Origin of the sequence: Deinococcus arboris, from assembly GCF_009755355.1 — a bacterium.
GTDB classification, from domain to species: domain Bacteria; phylum Deinococcota; class Deinococci; order Deinococcales; family Deinococcaceae; genus Deinococcus; species Deinococcus betulae.
The window spans coordinates 104405-119489 of sequence record NZ_WQLB01000002.1 but is presented as its reverse complement, the minus strand read 5'-3'; the positions used below and the strand labels follow the sequence as shown (position 1 = coordinate 119489).

At 68.9% G+C, this 15085-nt stretch carries 10 protein-coding genes; 3 read left to right on the top strand and 7 right to left on the bottom strand.

What is annotated here, in order from left to right; translation table 11 throughout:
• Positions 1-28: 28 nt before the first annotated feature.
• The gene (locus GO986_RS02050; protein ID WP_157457554.1) at positions 29-1654 is read left to right on the top strand and encodes a PASTA domain-containing protein; all 1626 of its coding nucleotides are present in this window, start codon (positions 29-31) and stop codon (positions 1652-1654) included.
• 5 nt (positions 1655-1659) lie between these two features.
• Complete coding sequence (locus GO986_RS02045) at positions 1660-2793, top strand: cysteine desulfurase family protein (protein WP_157457553.1); 1134 nt, start codon at positions 1660-1662, stop codon at positions 2791-2793.
• A gap of 277 nt (positions 2794-3070) precedes the next feature.
• On the opposite strand, the gene GO986_RS02040 is transcribed toward GO986_RS02045, so the two are convergent.
• From GO986_RS02040 to GO986_RS02025, 4 genes are all read right to left on the bottom strand, one after another.
• Positions 3071-3919, bottom strand: a complete 849-nt coding sequence (locus tag GO986_RS02040; RefSeq protein WP_157457552.1) for an immunity 49 family protein — start codon at positions 3917-3919, stop codon at positions 3071-3073.
• The gene (locus tag GO986_RS02035) at positions 3916-7842 is read right to left on the bottom strand and encodes a hypothetical protein (RefSeq protein WP_157457551.1); all 3927 of its coding nucleotides are present in this window, start codon (positions 7840-7842) and stop codon (positions 3916-3918) included. The genes GO986_RS02040 and GO986_RS02035 overlap by 4 nt, the downstream gene beginning before the upstream one ends.
• Before the next feature lie 308 nt (positions 7843-8150).
• A complete protein-coding gene (locus GO986_RS02030) occupies positions 8151-8831 on the bottom strand; it encodes a Nif3-like dinuclear metal center hexameric protein (protein ID WP_157457550.1) in 681 nt (226 codons plus the stop codon).
• Positions 8828-9328 carry a P-loop nucleotide/nucleoside kinase family protein gene (locus tag GO986_RS02025; protein ID WP_157457549.1) on the bottom strand — a complete coding sequence of 167 codons (501 nt, stop codon included), beginning with the start codon at positions 9326-9328 and terminating at the stop codon, positions 8828-8830. Before GO986_RS02025 ends, GO986_RS02030 begins: the two co-directional genes overlap by 4 nt.
• Positions 9329-9398: 70 nt before the next feature.
• Between GO986_RS02025 and GO986_RS02020 the strand changes: the two genes are divergently transcribed.
• Entirely contained in the window at positions 9399-10097 is a 699-nt protein-coding gene (locus GO986_RS02020) for a hypothetical protein (RefSeq protein ID WP_157457548.1), read from the top strand.
• 326 nt (positions 10098-10423) lie between these two features.
• Here GO986_RS02020 and GO986_RS02015 read toward each other — a convergent pair whose 3' ends face one another.
• The 3 genes from GO986_RS02015 to GO986_RS02005 all read right to left on the bottom strand — a co-directional run bounded on the left by GO986_RS02015 (position 10424) and on the right by GO986_RS02005 (position 14981).
• Positions 10424-11584 (bottom strand): sugar ABC transporter substrate-binding protein, encoded by a 1161-nt coding sequence (locus tag GO986_RS02015; protein ID WP_157457547.1) that lies wholly within the window; start codon positions 11582-11584, stop codon positions 10424-10426.
• Positions 11585-11677: 93 nt separating this feature from the next.
• On the bottom strand, positions 11678-14464 hold the full coding sequence (locus GO986_RS02010) for a valine--tRNA ligase (protein ID WP_157457546.1): 2787 nt from the start codon (positions 14462-14464) through the stop codon (positions 11678-11680).
• A complete protein-coding gene (locus GO986_RS02005; RefSeq protein ID WP_157457545.1) occupies positions 14457-14981 on the bottom strand; it encodes an NUDIX hydrolase in 525 nt (174 codons plus the stop codon). The genes GO986_RS02010 and GO986_RS02005 overlap by 8 nt, the downstream gene beginning before the upstream one ends.
• Between the last annotated feature and the right edge of the window lie 104 nt (positions 14982-15085).

Sequence of the window (15085 nt, the reverse complement as noted above, 5' to 3'; positions counted from 1 at the left end):
ATGCAGCCCGCGCTATGCTGCGGGGCGCATGACGGACCAGGGCAACGGCAAAGTAATAGACGGCAAATACGAGGTGCTGCGCGAACTGGCCGTGCAGGGGTCAGTCACGCTGTCCGAGGTGCGCGCCGCCGAGGGCGTCACCCGGCAGGTGGCGTGGTTTAACGTCGCCTCGCCGGCCGAGCGGCAAGCCTTTCACACCTACCGTTCGGCCCTGCGCGCCCTGGCCCCCGCCGGCCTGACCGATGTGGTGGCGCGGCCCGGCGCCTATTACGCGGTGTGGCAGCCGGTGACGGGGCAGCCGCTGGACACCGCCCTGGCCCAAAAGGTCAAGCCACAGGAACTGATTGACGGGGTGCAGGCCCTAAGCACCCGCCTGGCCGAGCAGGGCTACGCCTTGGACGACGCCCAGGTGGTCGTGGAAGGCACCGAGCCGCGCCTGGCTTACCTCACCCCCCTGCCAGCCCCCCGCTCCGCCGAGGACCTTGCGGCGCGCAACGCCCGGTTCCTGACCCCACTGCGGGGTGGGCGCGTGAAAAAGAAACGCGAGCCGGGCGGCTGGCTCACCTTCATTCCGGGCCTGCTGCTGCTGGGCGGCGCCGGTTACCTGGGCGCACAGGCCGCGCAAACCTACCTGAACCCTCCGGTGCGCGAGGTTACCGCCGTGACGGGCCAGGACGCCCTGCGCGGCGCGCGCCTGCTAGCCAAAGCCGGGTTCCGCGTCACCTACAACGAGGGGCAGGCGGGCGGGCGCCCGATTGGGTCTGTCATCCGCCAGGACCCGCCCGCCGGCACCAACCTGCCGGTGGGGCGCCTGGTCACGCTGACGGTGAATAACCCCCCCGCCATCGAGGTGCCGCGCCTGGAAGAAATGAACCTGGATCAGGCGCGGGACGCCCTCAAAGACCGCGCCATGACGGTGGGCAAGGTCGTCAAGGTGGACGGCACCCTGACGAGTACCCCTGAAGGCCGCATCGTGGCGCAGCTGCCTGAAGCCGGGTCCAGCGCCCAGCAGGGCCAGCCGGTGCAGCTGATGGTCAGCACCGGCATCAGCGGCAAGGAAACCTGGCTGCCCAACCTGGGCGGCATGACCTACGACCAGGCCCGCGAATACGCGCGCGCCGCCGGCCTGGTGGTCACGTCGGTGACGCCGCAGCCCAGTGACCGGGCGGCGGGCACAGTGCTGGAACAGACGCCCGCCGCCTTCGTGCGGGTCAAGGTGGGCAGCGCCGTGAAATTGACGGTGGCCACCTCGCGCTACAGCGCCCCCAGCCGCCCGGCGGGCGACCTGCCGCTGCCGCCTGCGCCGCTGCCCACCGTCCCCGAGCAGCCCACCGAACCCGAACCGGCCCCTGTGGACAGCGGCGTGACCGACCCAGTGGTTCCCGACTCCCAGCCCGTCACGCCCGATGAGATTCCGCCCGTTCCCGTGACCGAGAGCCGCAGTGTCAGTTTCGCCTACACCTTTCCCACCGACCTGCCAGAAGGCACCTATACCCTGGCCGTGCAGGACGAGACAGGCGAGCGCCCCCTGGACTTCAGTTACGCGGCGGCCGATATCGCCGGGCAGCGGGCCACCACCACGGCGACGGTGACGGGCGACGCCGTGTTCATCATCCGGCGCGACGGGGCGGACTTCGCCACTGTCACGCCCTGAGCGCCATGATTTACCTGGACTACGCTGCCACGCACCCCATGACCCCCGAGGCGCTGGCCGCCTACGCCGCCGCCGCCGCGCTGCCTGGGAACCCTGCCAGCGTTCACGCCGCCGGTCAGGCCGCCCGCGAGCGGCTCGAAGAGGGCCGCGCCCACGTGGCGGCGGCGCTGGGTGTGGACCCCCGAACCCTGCTGGCGAACAGTGGCGGCACCGAAGGCGACAACCACGTGCTGCTGGGCGTCACGCGCGCCTGGCAGGAGGTTCACGGACGCCCCGGCCACTTGATCACCACGCCCACCGAGCATTCGGCGGTGCTGGCCCCGGCCCGCGCCCTGGCCGCGCAGGGCTGGGCGGTCACGTGGCTGACCCCCGACGCCTCCGGACGCTACGACCCAGCCGAGCTGGCGAGCGCGCTCCGGCCAGACACGGCGCTGGTGTCTGTTCACCACGCCAACAACGAACTGGGAACAATGCAGGACACGTCCGCGCTGGCCGCCCTGGCCGCGCAGGCGGGCGTGCCCTACCACACCGACGCGGTGCAGGCGCCGGGGGTACTACCGGTGAACCTGCCAGCCTGGGGCGTGAGTTACGCCAGTTTCAGCGCACACAAATGGGGCGGGCCGCGCGGGGTGGGCTTTCTTTATGTGGCGCGCGGCGCCGACCTGCCGCCCCTGACCCTCGGCGGCGGTCAGGAGGGAGGCCGGCGCCCCGGCACCCAGGACACGGCGGGCGTGTACGCCGCCGGTGTGGCCCTGACCCACGCCGAGGCCGCGCGTGAGGCGACATTTGCCCACCTGACGGCCCTGCGGGAGCGCTTTGTGGCCGCTGTTCAGACCATTCCGGGCCTGCGCGTGAACCACGCCCCAGAGGGCAGCCCCAAGGTGGCCAGCGTGACCCTGCCGGGCGCCGACGGCGAGGCCCTGCTGATGAACTTGGATATGCTGGGCATCGCCGCCAGTGCGGGCAGCGCGTGCAGCGCCGGCACCATGCAGCCCAGCCACGTCCTGACGGCCATTGGCCTGAGTGAGGCCGACGCCCGCGCCACACTGCGCTTCAGTTTTGGGGCCGCCACCACGCCCGCCGAGGTGGACGCCGCCGCCCAGGCCCTGACCCAGGCAGCAGCCTGGAGCCGGGGCTGAAGGAGGCACTTCAAGCTGGGGGTTCAAAGGCAGCCTTTGACTCTGCCCACGTTGCTGTCTCTTGCAGCCGCTCTAGAGCAGTGAAAGGGAGGCCCCCTTCACTGCTCAGCGTTCAACCCTGAGACGGATGCCGCTTCATGACGGCACAGCCGTAAGGGCACCGTCTGCGCCTCCCTCTCGCGGCATTCGTACCTGCTCGCTCTCCTGCGGAGCTTTGCAAGTCCGCTCGGATTTCACCGAGCAGACTGCTCGATTCAATCGGAGTCCGTATGAGCGCCTAACCCAGCAGTTCCAGCGGCAAGAGGGGGGACTGCACCGTGACCTTCATCCCTCGGCGCCGGGCCAGCGCGCACAGCCCCAGGGCGGGCAGGCAAATCCAGGCCACTGACTTATTTCTCAGGTCCTCGTCGCGCTGGTAGTACTTGACATGGCGCTCCAGGGCCAGGCGCACTTCGCCGTTAAAGCTGGCCTCGTCGCCCTGGGCCAGGCGGGTCATCATGCCCGCCTCACACATGGCGATCTCGGTGGCAAACGCCTGGTCTTCAGGGTCGAGGCCCGGCGCCTGCATGGCGTCCAGGGCGGCGATCAGTTTCTCCAGCACATCCGGCGCGCGGGTGTAGAGGGCCTGCGCCGCCTCGACCTGCAGGGTGCGGTAGGCCGGCGCCCGCGTCGAAGAAGCCGCAAACACCGGGGCGTAGGGCCGCATCAGCGTTTCTATCATCACGACCGGCTCATCCCAGAGCAGGGTGAGATAGAAAGCTTTGAACCAGTGGCCGGGAGAAGCACTGGCGGGCCCCGTCGTGGTACGCCCGATACTCAGGAGGCCATGCGGCGGGTTGGGCAGCAGGACTTCCAGTTCCTTCTCGCCCTTGGGGAAGAGAGAGAGGTACAGGGCAAAGGCTTCAGCGTTGCCTGCCAGCCACGCCATATTGCCGCACTCCGGGTCCGACGCGCGGCCGGCCAGCACCAACAGGGTGGTCAGGTCATAGGCTTTGGTGGCCAGCCAGGTCAGGTTGTGCTGCGGCTCCTCGGCGCGGGCCAGGGAATCGCGCACAGACTGGCGGTACCAGGCAATGTCCTCTTCCAACGTTTCAAAGACGTACTCTTCCGCCAGGACATGACTCATGGCTGGCCTCCCACCGGATTCAAGTCAAACTCGCGCACCACCACCTGCGTGACCTCGTTGCTCACGGTGACCTGACCCGTCTGGGTGTCGGTCGTGCGGGTGGTAACGACAGGCGCCCGGACCTCCAGATAATTCACGTTGCCCTGCTCGTAGGCGCCGTCCAGCGTCCGGCCCACAGCTTTGAGGTCCGCGTTGCGGTTACGCACCATGTTGTTCAGGATATCGGTGAAGTAGTCCTTGCTGCCCTGCTCGGCAAATTCGCCGGATTCAATGCGGCGGCGCCCCAGCGGACTGGAGCCGCCCTTGGCTTCAATTACGATGTACTTCAGCTTGCCGTTCGCGTCCTTGACCCGCCACACCTGGTCAAAGTCCCCGGAGCGGGACGGCGCGCCGGGCGGCGGGTACACCAGATCGGATTCGGGATACTGACTCTTGATGTAGTTGGTGCCGGCCAGCTCGCCCAGTTGCCGGCTCTCGTCCCGAATCTGCTGGTCGAGCACCTTCATGCGCGCCAGGTCTGCCTCGGTGGCGCCCAGCCCCTTGAGTTCCAGCAGGTCCCGTTCCTGCTGCGCCAGGGCGCGGCGGTCAAGCCGTTCTTGCACCTCGGCTTGCAGCTTCAGGTCCTGGCCGTCCCGCTGGCCCACCACCAGCTCGTTGTCCCAGTCATGTTTGGAGGCGTCGCCCTTCTTGGCTGGAATCGTGGCGTCGCCAGTATTTTCGAAAGCGCGCGTGGTCTCGTTGTAACGCATGGGCGCGTTGTTCTTGTCGGTCACGTTCAGCTGAGGCCTGGTTTGCCCTTCGTACAGCGCCCACTGGTAGCCGTCTGGGGCGTCGGGCCAGCCCAGTTCCTTGGCCGCCACAGGACCGCGCTTGAGCCGGGTGTCCACCTGCCCCACGGTGTCGGGGGTGGCTTCGGGGCTGGCTTTGGCCTTCTGGGCGTAGTCCCTGGCATACGCGTCGGCCAGATTGGCCTGCTCCAGCAGCTGCTCGCGCTTCAGAGGGCTGGGCGCGAGGTCCGCTTCCTGGCGCAGTCTGGCCGCCGTTTGCAGATGCTTCTCGGTCTCGGCGGTCAGCCGGGCGCGCTCGGTCCTTGGCCTGGGGCTGGTCGGTTCAAACCCCAGCATGTCCTGAAGTTTGGCGCGGGTGCGGTTAACCAGACTGTTGTCGGCCCGCAGGTCGCGCGCCGCCGCCTCATGCTGCCGGAGGGTGGCCGGCGAGGTTTCCGGCCCCACCTCGATGCGTGTTCGGCCGTCCGTATACCCCTTCACGCTGGCCTGGTCGCCCCGGACCTGAAGGTTCATCTCTGTGGGCACTGTGCCGTGCCGGTTGCCGGTCACATTGTTGACCCGGTCGCCTAAGTTGCTCCCAAAGCGCTCGCCCGCTGCCGTGGCCTTGGTCTGGAGGCCGCCCGCCCGGCCCGGCAGGCGGGTGGTGGCCGCGCCGACGCCCGTCCCAATCGCCATCATCATGATGGCCTCGGGGCTGGAGATGCTTTTCAGGGCGTCACCCAGGGACGCGCCAGTCATCAACTCGCCCAGGACGCTGCCGCCCAGGTCGAACGTGGTGCCCACAGCAAAGGTGCCGGCCTTCTGGGTCAGGCCGCTGCCCAGCAGGCCCGCCGTGCCCAGTTTGCCCGCGATCAGGCCGCCGGCTCCGCCCAGGGCGCCGCCCACTGCGCCCAGCACGGCGGCCTTGCCCACGCCGTCAAACAGGCTTTTCTGGAACTTGGCGTCCATGCCTATGTTGTCAATGGCGTTGTTGCCCATCTGAATGACGGCGCCGCTGGCAGCCCCCACCAGGGCGCCGCCCACCACCGCGCCGATGGCCCCGGCCGCCGCGCCGGCCCCCAGCGCCCCGGCCATGGCGCCCACCGCCGCAATCACGGCCGGTCCCGCCACCACCGCCACCACGATGATGACGGCGACCATCAGGGCAATCTTGACCCAGGCTTTCCAGCGCGGCTGCACCTGCGCGGCCGCCTTCTCAGCGTTTTCGCGGATAGCGGCGTCTTCCTGCGGAAAGTTGGCCGAGAGCCCCTCGCGCAGCGGCGGCAGGGTGGCGCGCAGCTCCTCGGGCAGGTTCTTGAGGGCGCGGGCATACAACCCGTCCAGGCCCTGCTCCAGCGCCGTCAGTGTCTTGGCGGTGCTCTGCGCGTCCTGTTTGGTGCCCTGCTGATGGGCCTTGGTCAGGCCCTGAAAGAGGGCCAGCGCCTGCGTCACGACCGCCTGGGTCGAGCGGTCAAAGCCGGCGGCCTGCGCCGCCCCCTGACCCACGGCGGCGCGGGCCACCTGACCCAGCGCGGCGCTCGTCTGGGCGGCGCCCTGGCTCAGGCCTGCGGTCACCTGCGCCGTGCCCTGGGTAAAACTCAGCTGCGCGCGCTTGACGCCCGCCGTGATGCCGCGCTGGGCCTGGTCCAGCGTGCGCCTCAGGTCCGCCGGGTCGGGCGCCTGGGCGCGGGCGACCTGGGTGCTAAAGGCGCTCAGCTGGCTGTCCAGCTGTTTGGCCAGCCCGGTCACCGAGCGGCCCAGCGACGTGCTGGCGCTGCCCGCCTGCCGACTGAGCGCCGCCTGCTGCGTCTGCGCCTGGCGGGCAATGGCGGCCAGCTGAGCACCCTGGGTGGCGTCCAGGCCACTCAGAGTGCCGGCCAGCTGGGCGCGCAGGCTGCTGCTGAGGCTGCTGTAGGCCGCCTGCGCCTGCTGACGCGCCTGCCGCTCCCGCGCGCTGATGCGGCGGTGAGAGGCGTCCAGATGCTGTTTCAGGAGGCGCTCGGTGTCCTGCAGGGCCAGGTCAATGTTTTTCAGGTCCTTGCCCAGGCCGCCGCTCTCGCTCGTCAGCTTGTTGGCCTCGTCCTGGGCCTGCTCCTGAAAGCCGGGGGCGTAGGCCGCGCCCACCTCCCGCGCGGCGCCCGCGCGGGCCTTCCAGCGGTTGTCAGTCAGGGGCCCTTCCAGAAAGCTGTCATTCTGGCCGGTCACATTCGATTCGTAGGCCTGGGCCTGGGTTTCGGCGCGGCTGCGGGCCTCCTGACCCACCTCGCCGCCCACCCGTACATAATCGGCTTTCAGGCGCTCGTATTCGGCGCGCACCGCGCTTTTTTGTGCGCTGGCCGCCGTGCGCGCGGCGGTGACCGACGCCGCATACTGCGTCTGCGTCTGGGTGCGCGCCGCCTGGGTGGCGGCCGGCAGTGCGGCCAGCGCCGCCGCTTTGCGCGCGGCCAACTGCGCCGTGCCGGCGGCGGCGCGCGCCCGCGCCCTGGCTTTTTGCGCCGAGATGCCGGCGCGGACCTTGCCCTGCTGCGTAGCGGCGGCGCGCGCCACCTGCGCCCCAGCTTTGCGGGCCTGGGTCTTCAGGCGGGTCTGGGCCGCGCCGGCCTGCCGCTGCAAGGTGCCCACCTGCACGCGGTTGCGTCCCAGAAAGGCGCTGGCCAGCGCCCCCGAGGCCTTGCGCTGCGCCGCCAGTTTCCTGTTCGCGGCCGAGGGCGACACGCCCGCTGCCTTCAGTTTCGCGTGGTCCAGTTTGGGCTTGGCGAACTGGGCGCGCACCGGACTCTTGGCGGCCACCTTGGTCAGGCGGGCGGCTGTCGTCATGGCCGCTTTGGGGTTGAGGGCCGAGGCCTTGAGGGCGGGCTGAGGCACCACTTTGGCCGGCAGGGTCGGGCGCTTGACCGGCTGCGGGGGGGCCGCCTTGACCTGGGGCTTGAGCACCTGAGTGGCCCCTTTCTGGGCCGCTGCAAAGGCCTGGGCGTGGCTGGCCAGGTTGGGGGCAGGGCGCCGGGCGGCCGGCACGCGCCGCACCTGGGCCGCGACCTGTGGCGGCCGGGCTGGCGGCAAACCCGCCTGCTCAGGAGCCTGCGGCCCCGTCTGGCTGGCCCCGCCCTTAGTGGGCTGACCGGGCTTGCCCCCCTCCCGCTTGCGCTCTACGAACATGACTCATCGTACAACTCCGGGGCGAAGCTGCTCACCGTAGCTTCCAGAGCGACTGAGAAGGGCCTAGATGGAATGCCTGTTCCAGACGTGTCCGAGAGCCTTTGGAGCATTAAGGAATAAGGGTTCCGGGCATGCGTTGGTAATTCAGAGACTTTCCAGAATGTGGGCGTTTGAAACAGAGGCCGACTAAGAAGTTGCCGCCCAGAACGACTGGCTTTGGAGGGAGGCGGCGCAAGGCTCTGCGTCTCAATCGACATCCGGTGTCACGCGACTGACGCTCCGCCGAACCTTAGAAAGACAGGAGTCACTCACCTGACCGCACCGTACAGGCTGGTTTCCAGTCCCGGAAACGCAGCGCGCAGCTGATCAGCCAGCTGCCCCAGCCCCCACCATTCGGTGCGGCGGTGCCCTAGGGCAATCAAGCCCAGGCCCGCTGCCTGCACGGCCGCGAGGGCCGAGGGCCGCTGCTGCCCCGTCAAGTAGACGTGCGCCCCCTGTGCCGCCGCCAGCGTCACGGTGCCCGGACTGAGGCGGTTCATCAGCGCCACGCGCAGCGGCCTTGCCACGGGTTCCCTGGGCGCCAGGGCCTCATCCTCACCGCCCAGTTCGGCGTGAAGGGCAGCCCGCAACTCCCCCCAACTGGCCTGAGGCGCCGTGGCCAGCAGTCCGGCTGGCTGGCCTTCCCAGTGCAGCAGCTGCACCGCCGTCCAGCCCAGTCGCGCCGCCAGCACGCGGTTCGGCCCGGTGGTCAGGTGCAGGTCAAAGCCGTCGTGGGCGCCCAGGACCCCCAGCCCCGGCCAGCCCTCCCCCACCCCGCGCGAGCGGTGCAGAAACAGGGCGTCGGCCTGAGGGTCGGTGGGCAGATCGCCTGGTTCCAGCGCCAGGGCCAGGCGCGTCACTGCCTCTGGGCCGGGGCGCTTGAGGGGCTGCGGCTCGGCCAGGTGGGTGCCCAGCCAATCGGCCAGAGCCGAGAGGGTGGCGGGACTCATGCCGGCCACCGATGAACGACGGCCCGGTAGGGCGGCTGGGTGGTGGGGGCCAGCTCGGCGTGGTCGGGCCCCTCATACCACCCCGCCCAGGTCTCCAGTTCGGCGCGGGTGACAGGGAAAGTGTGGGACGGTAGAGCCGAGTTGCGCGCGTCCAGCCGCGCCCACAGGGTCTCCAGCGGCACCTCCAGCACATGCAGCTCGAACGCCACGCCCAGTGCCGCCGCCCGCGCCCGGAACAGGTCGCGTTCCTGGCGGGCCCAGCAGCCGTAGTCCAGCACGACATTTATCCCCAGGGTCAACACCCGCGCCGCCACGTTCCACAACAGGCCGCTTTCCAGCAGCCAGCGCTGTTCCCCGGCCTCACCTGCGCCGAACAGCGGCGCCATCCACTCGTCGGGGGTCAGGCGCAGGGCCGCGCGCCCAGTCTCCAGCTGCCGCGCCAGCGTGGTCTTTCCGGCGCCGGGCAGGCCCACGAGCAGCATTAGGGTGGCGGCCATGTGGGCAGCATAGCGGGCGGGAGCCACAACTGCGGTCGCCCCCGGCGCCTGGCCGCGCCAGACTGCACGGGTGACGTCCACCCTGCCGCCCGTGACCCTGGCCACGCCCCTGAGCCTGCGCAGCTCGTTCCGGTTTCCTGTGCAGCATGCCCAGGCCCGCCGGGAGGTGCTGCTGGGGGCCGCCCTGCTGCTGGTATTTCCGCTGGGCTGGCTGCTGAACATGGGACACCGCATTGCCCTCGTTCACGCCATGCACAGAGGCCAACCCGCCTGGCCCGCGTGGCCGGCCTGGGGGCGCCGTGGCTGGGACTGGGCCGGCTGGAGCGCGCTGCTGCGCCACGGCTGGCTGACCTTTCTGGGCATGGTGCAGTACCACAGCCCCGCCCTGGCCGCCGAGACGCTGGCCTGGAGCCTGCACAGCCCGGCGCTGCACCTGCTGGCGGCGCTGCTGTGGGTGCTGGCCACCGCCGCTGTGCCCGGCTACATGACCCACTACTGCCTGAACCTCGACCCCCGCGAAATCTTTGACCCCTGGCGGGCGCTGCGCCGGGTCCACGAAGGCGGCCGGGCCTACTGGCACGCCTGGGGCGTCGTGCTGTGTGCCCTGGCCTGCTCCTTTCTGGGCCTGCTGGCCGGTGGCGTGGGCTTCCTGGTCAGCAGCGTGTGGTTCTGGCAGGTGGCGGGATTTAGCTTTGCCACCGTATTTACACAGCGGTTTGAACTGGGTGCAGCCGCAGGCCCACCCCCGCTGACCCCTCAGACGAACTGATGCGGATTCCGCTTCATTGCAGCACAGCAAAGACAGGCACCGCCTGCGCTTCCATATCGCGAAATCCGCATCTATTCCCTCTCGCTCTGCTGCGCAGCTTTCCAAGTCCGCTCGGATTTCAGCGAGCATTCTGCTCGATTCAATCGGAGTCCATATGACGTTTCAGTGCATCGCAGCAAAGAAAGGCACCGGCTGCGTTTCCATCTTGCGAAATCCGCACCTTTTCCTGCTCGCTCTCCTGCGGAGCTTTTCAAGCCTGCGGCGCCGCTTTCCAAGGCCGCTCGGATTCTACCCAGCAGTCTGCCCGAGGATGGTCAGAGTCCGTATCACGGCTGAAGCGCGGCTCTGATCCTCTGAACCGCCTGATCCAGAATGGCGCGCACGGGTTGATCAGGCTGGGTCTGAAGCTGGCGCAGCGCCTCGGCCCACGGCCGCCACACCGCAGTCATGGCCGAGATCTTGGGCACTGGCGCGCCCCGGCGGATGCCTTCCCCAAACCCGCTGAGCGCCTGATTGTCCTGAATGGCTACGGCCCGCGCCGCCGGGCTGGACGGGAGGCGGCCACCCGCTTTAAACAGCGTCAACTGCGCCTCATCCGTCGTTAAGGCGCGGGCCAGTGCGGTCGCCTCGGCGCGGTGGGCACTGCTGGCCGCGACCATCACCGCCTGCCGGCCCACGAACGGCTGCCACGCCTCGGGGGCGCCGGGCGGCGCTGGCAACGGCACGGAACGCACGTCCAGTCCAGCCCGCTGCAGGGCCCCGAAGTTCCAGGGCCCCGTCAGCCACAGGGCCAGGCGCCGGCTCGTGAACGCTTTCTGCGCCGCCTCATCATCGAGGGTGCCGGCCAGGCCCTCTACCTGCCCCAGTTCCCGCAAGAAAGTGCCGGCCTGCACCGCCCCTTCGGTGGCCAGGCCCAGGTCGGCTGGACCAAGGCGGCCCGCCTTCAGGCCGAACACTGGCGCACTGTACGCTTCAAAGACGCCGGCCTGCGTATAGGGGTCTTGCAGATCAGAGGCCAGCCCCAAGCGGCCCGCCCGGACCTGTTCGCTCATGACCTGGCGCAGTTCGGCCCAGGTTGCTGGTGGCCTGGGCACCAGCCCCGCGTTGTAGACCAGTGCGAGGGCCTCGGCCACAAGGGGCAGACCCAGCAGCTGGCCCTCAGAGGTAAAGGCCTGCTGACCCGCCGCGTCCGGCGTGCCCTGAGGGGTCAGGGGCGCGGCAAGCCCGATGACGGCCCCCAGCCACTCGTCAGGAACCCCCACCACCACATCCGGCCCCGCACGGCCTGCCGCCTGCCAACGGGGCCCCAGTTCATCAAAGGGAATCTGGCGCACCTGAACGCGGTGACCCGTGCGCGCCGTGAACGCCTGGGCCTCTGTCTCCAGCCAGTGACGGTCACCCGCCACGTAGGACGTCCAGACCGTGAGGGGAACCGCTTGCCCAGCACCGGCCAAGAGCAGAAGGGTGGTGAAGAAAAAGCGCCGCATGGTCCTTTCAGATAGCACAGATGGTTTGACTGAAGCCGTGCAAAAAGAGGCCCCGCCCCCAGCCGCAGCTGGAAGCGGGACCAGGGACCGCCCTTACGCGAACTGAGCCAGCACCTGCTCCAGCCGCTCTTTCTGGGCGCTGAAGTCAGCCACGCGGCGCTTTTCCTCCTCGATCACCTCGGCGGGGGCGCGGGCCACAAAGCCCTCGTTGCCCAGCTTGCCCTGCGCCTGTTTGATTTGCTTGTCAAACTCGACCAGGCGTTTTTTCTGCTTGCCCACCCAGTCGGCAATGTCCACGGTGCCTTCCAGGGGCGCGCGCACGGTCACGCCGCGCAGGGGCAGCGACAGGGTGCGGCCGTCCAGGCTGGGCACCAGGGCCACGCGGGCCATGCCTTCCACCACGCGGGCGTTGTCGTGGACGGTGGCGGCCAGGTCGCCTTCGACCACCACATTCAGGCGGTCTTGCGGGCTGAGGCCCAGTTCACTCTTCAGGCTGCGGGCGGCGGCCACCGCGGCGCGCAGGGCCTCAAAGGCCGCCTCGGCCTCGGCGTCATGCAGGGTGGCCTCGGGGCGGGGCCAGTTGTGCAGCGCCACCTGACGGCGGTGGCCCAGAGCCGCGTACAGCTCACTGGTCACAAACGGCATGAAGGGGTGCAGCAGTTTCAGGATGTGTTCCAGGGTGGCCTTGAGCGTGACCAGGGTGGTCAGTTTGCCCTCACTCAGGGCGGGCTTGGCCGCCTCGATGTACCAGTCGCAGAACTCGTCCCAGGTAAAGGCATAGAGGGTGCGAATGGCCGCGCCAATATCAAAGTCGTCCAGGTGGGCGCTGGCCTCGGCGGTGACCGCATTCAGGCGCGAGAGAATCCAGCGGTCAGCCAGCGAGAGGTCGGGGCGGGCGCGCACGGCGTCAATCGCGTCGCGGCTGCGCATGGCCTCGCCGGCAGTGTCGTCCAGGGCGCTTTGCACGTACCGAATGAGCGCCTCGTCCTCGTCGCTGCCTGCGGTTTGCAGGTTGGGCAGGGCCTCTGAAAGGCGCAGCAGGGCAAAGCGCGCGGCGTTCCACAGCTTGTTGGCGAAGTTGCGCCCCTGCTCAAAGCGCCGGGGGTCGTGCTTGATGTCCTGCCCGCCGGTCGACAGGAAGGCGAAGGCAAAGCGGCTGGCGTCCACCCCGTACTGGTCAAACAGCTCCAGGGGGTCCAGGCCGTTGCCCTTGCTCTTGGACATCTTCTGGCCTTTGCTGTCCAGGTACAGGCCGTGGAGCATCACCGTCTTGAACGGCGCCTGACCGGTCAGGCCGTAGGCTGCCATCTGCATCCGGGCCACCCAGAAAAACAGGATGTCGTAGCCGGTCACCAGCACCTGCGTCGGGTAGAACTTGCGGAAGTCCTCGTGGTCGGTGTCGGGCCAGCCCAGCGTGGAAAAGGGCCACAGGTTGCTGCTAAACCAGGTGTCAAACACGTCGGGGTCGCGCCGCAGGGTCAGGTGGGCATAGCGGGGGTCCTGGTCGCAGTCGAGGTCAGGGTTCTCGGGGTCAGGCACGTAGAGGTTGCCCTCTTCGTCGTACCAGGCCGGAATCTGGTGGCCCCACCACAGCTGCCGGGAGATGTTCCAGTCGCGGATGTTCTCCAGCCAGTCGCGGTTGACCTTGGCGTAGCGCTCGGGGGTCAGCTGGATGTCGCCCGCGTCCAGCCCTGCCAGCACCTGCTCGGCAAAGGGCTTCATCTTCACGAACCACTGCTCGCTCACGATGGGCTCCACCGGCACCTTGGTACGCTCGGACAGGCCGATGGCGGTGTCGTGGTCCTTTTCTTCCAGCAGGTCGCCGGACTCGGTCAGGGCCTTCACCACGGCCTTGCGGGCGGCGAAGCGCTCCAGGCCCCGGAACTCGGCGGGCACCAGCTCACTGGTCAGATTGCCGTGCAGATCAATAACACTGGGCCGGGCCAGGCCGTGCCGCTCGCCAATCTCAAAGTCAGTGGGGTCGTGGGCCGGCGTGATTTTCAGGGCGCCCACGCCAAATTCCATCTCGACGGCCTCGTCGGCGATGATGGGCACGTAGCGCTCTGTCAGGGGGATGCGCGCCTCCTGGCCGATCAGGTGGGCAAAGCGGGGGTCATTCGGGTGAACGGCAATCGCCTGGTCGGCAAAGATGGTCTCCGGGCGCACGGTGGCGATGCGGATTTCGCCGGCCTCGCCGTTGCTGGGCGCCGCCTGGGGGTCACGCAGCTTGTACGACAGAGTGGACATCTTCCCTTTGCGGACTTCACGGTCGATTTCCAGTTCCGAGAGGGTGGTCTGCGCCGCCGGGTCCCAGTTCACGATGCGCTCGCCCCGGTAGGCGAAGCCGCCGTGATACAGCCGCACGAACTGGTGACGCACGGCGCGCGACAGCCCCTCGTCCATCGTGAAGCGCTCACGGGTCCAGTCGGCACTCACGCCCAGGCGCGAGAGCTGATTCAGAATCATGCCCCCGGACTCGGCCTTCCAGTTCCAGACCCGCTCCAGAAAGCCCTCACGGCCCAGGTCGTGGCGCGAAGCGCCCTGGTCACGCAGTTGCCGCTCCACAACCACCTGCGTAGAAATGCCCGCGTGGTCCATGCCGGGCAGGTACAGGGCCTCAAACCCCTGCATGCGCTTGTAGCGAATCAGGGTGTCAATGAGGGTGTTGTCCAGCGCGTGCCCCAGATGCAGGTTGCCCGTCACGTTGGGCGGCGGAATCACGATGGTAAAGGCCTCCTTGCCGCTGGTGGCGTCGGCCCGGAACGGCTCGGTGCGCCATTTGGCGGCCCAGCCCGGCTCGATGGCCTGCGGGTCAAACTGCTTGGCCAGGGTGGAGGCGTCGGTCTCGGGGGCGTCGGGGGTGTGGGTGAGGTCAGTCATGGCAAGGCTCCTGTGGGGTGGGCTCCGGGTCGGCCAGGATCAGCAGATGGGGCAGGGCGGCTTCGTACCCGAAGCCGGGAATCAGGCCGTGGGACGCCTGAGGCACGAAGCGGCAGTGGAAGGTCATGCCGGCGTCGGTCTCGCCGGCAGTCACGACATGGGGCCAGTCGTCGGGGGTGGCCAGCGGCGCGGCCAGCCAGAAGTAGTGCCAGACCTGCGATGTTTCGCCGCGCGTCCAGTGAAAAGACGCCAGGTGCACGGGACCCGACAGCCTCAGCCCGGTTTCTTCCCAAGCTTCGCGCACCGCCGCCTCAGCCGGGGTCTCGCCGGGGTCCACCCCGCCCGCCGGCACCTGAATGCCTGCGTCGGGGTACATGGGCGGATGCTCAAAGACCAGCAGTTCGTGAGGCGCGCGGGTGACGTAGGTCAGGACCCGCTGGCGCCAGCCACGCCGCTCGGCCAGCGCTGCCGCCTCTGGCAGCGGCAATTCATATCCGGTGGTCTGTGCTGTGGTCATAGCTGCTTCCTCCAGACAACGAAAAAACGTCCCGTCCGCCGGCGTAGGCCGGATGCGGACGAGACGAAAACAGGTCCCGTGGTACCACCGCGTTTCCCCCACTG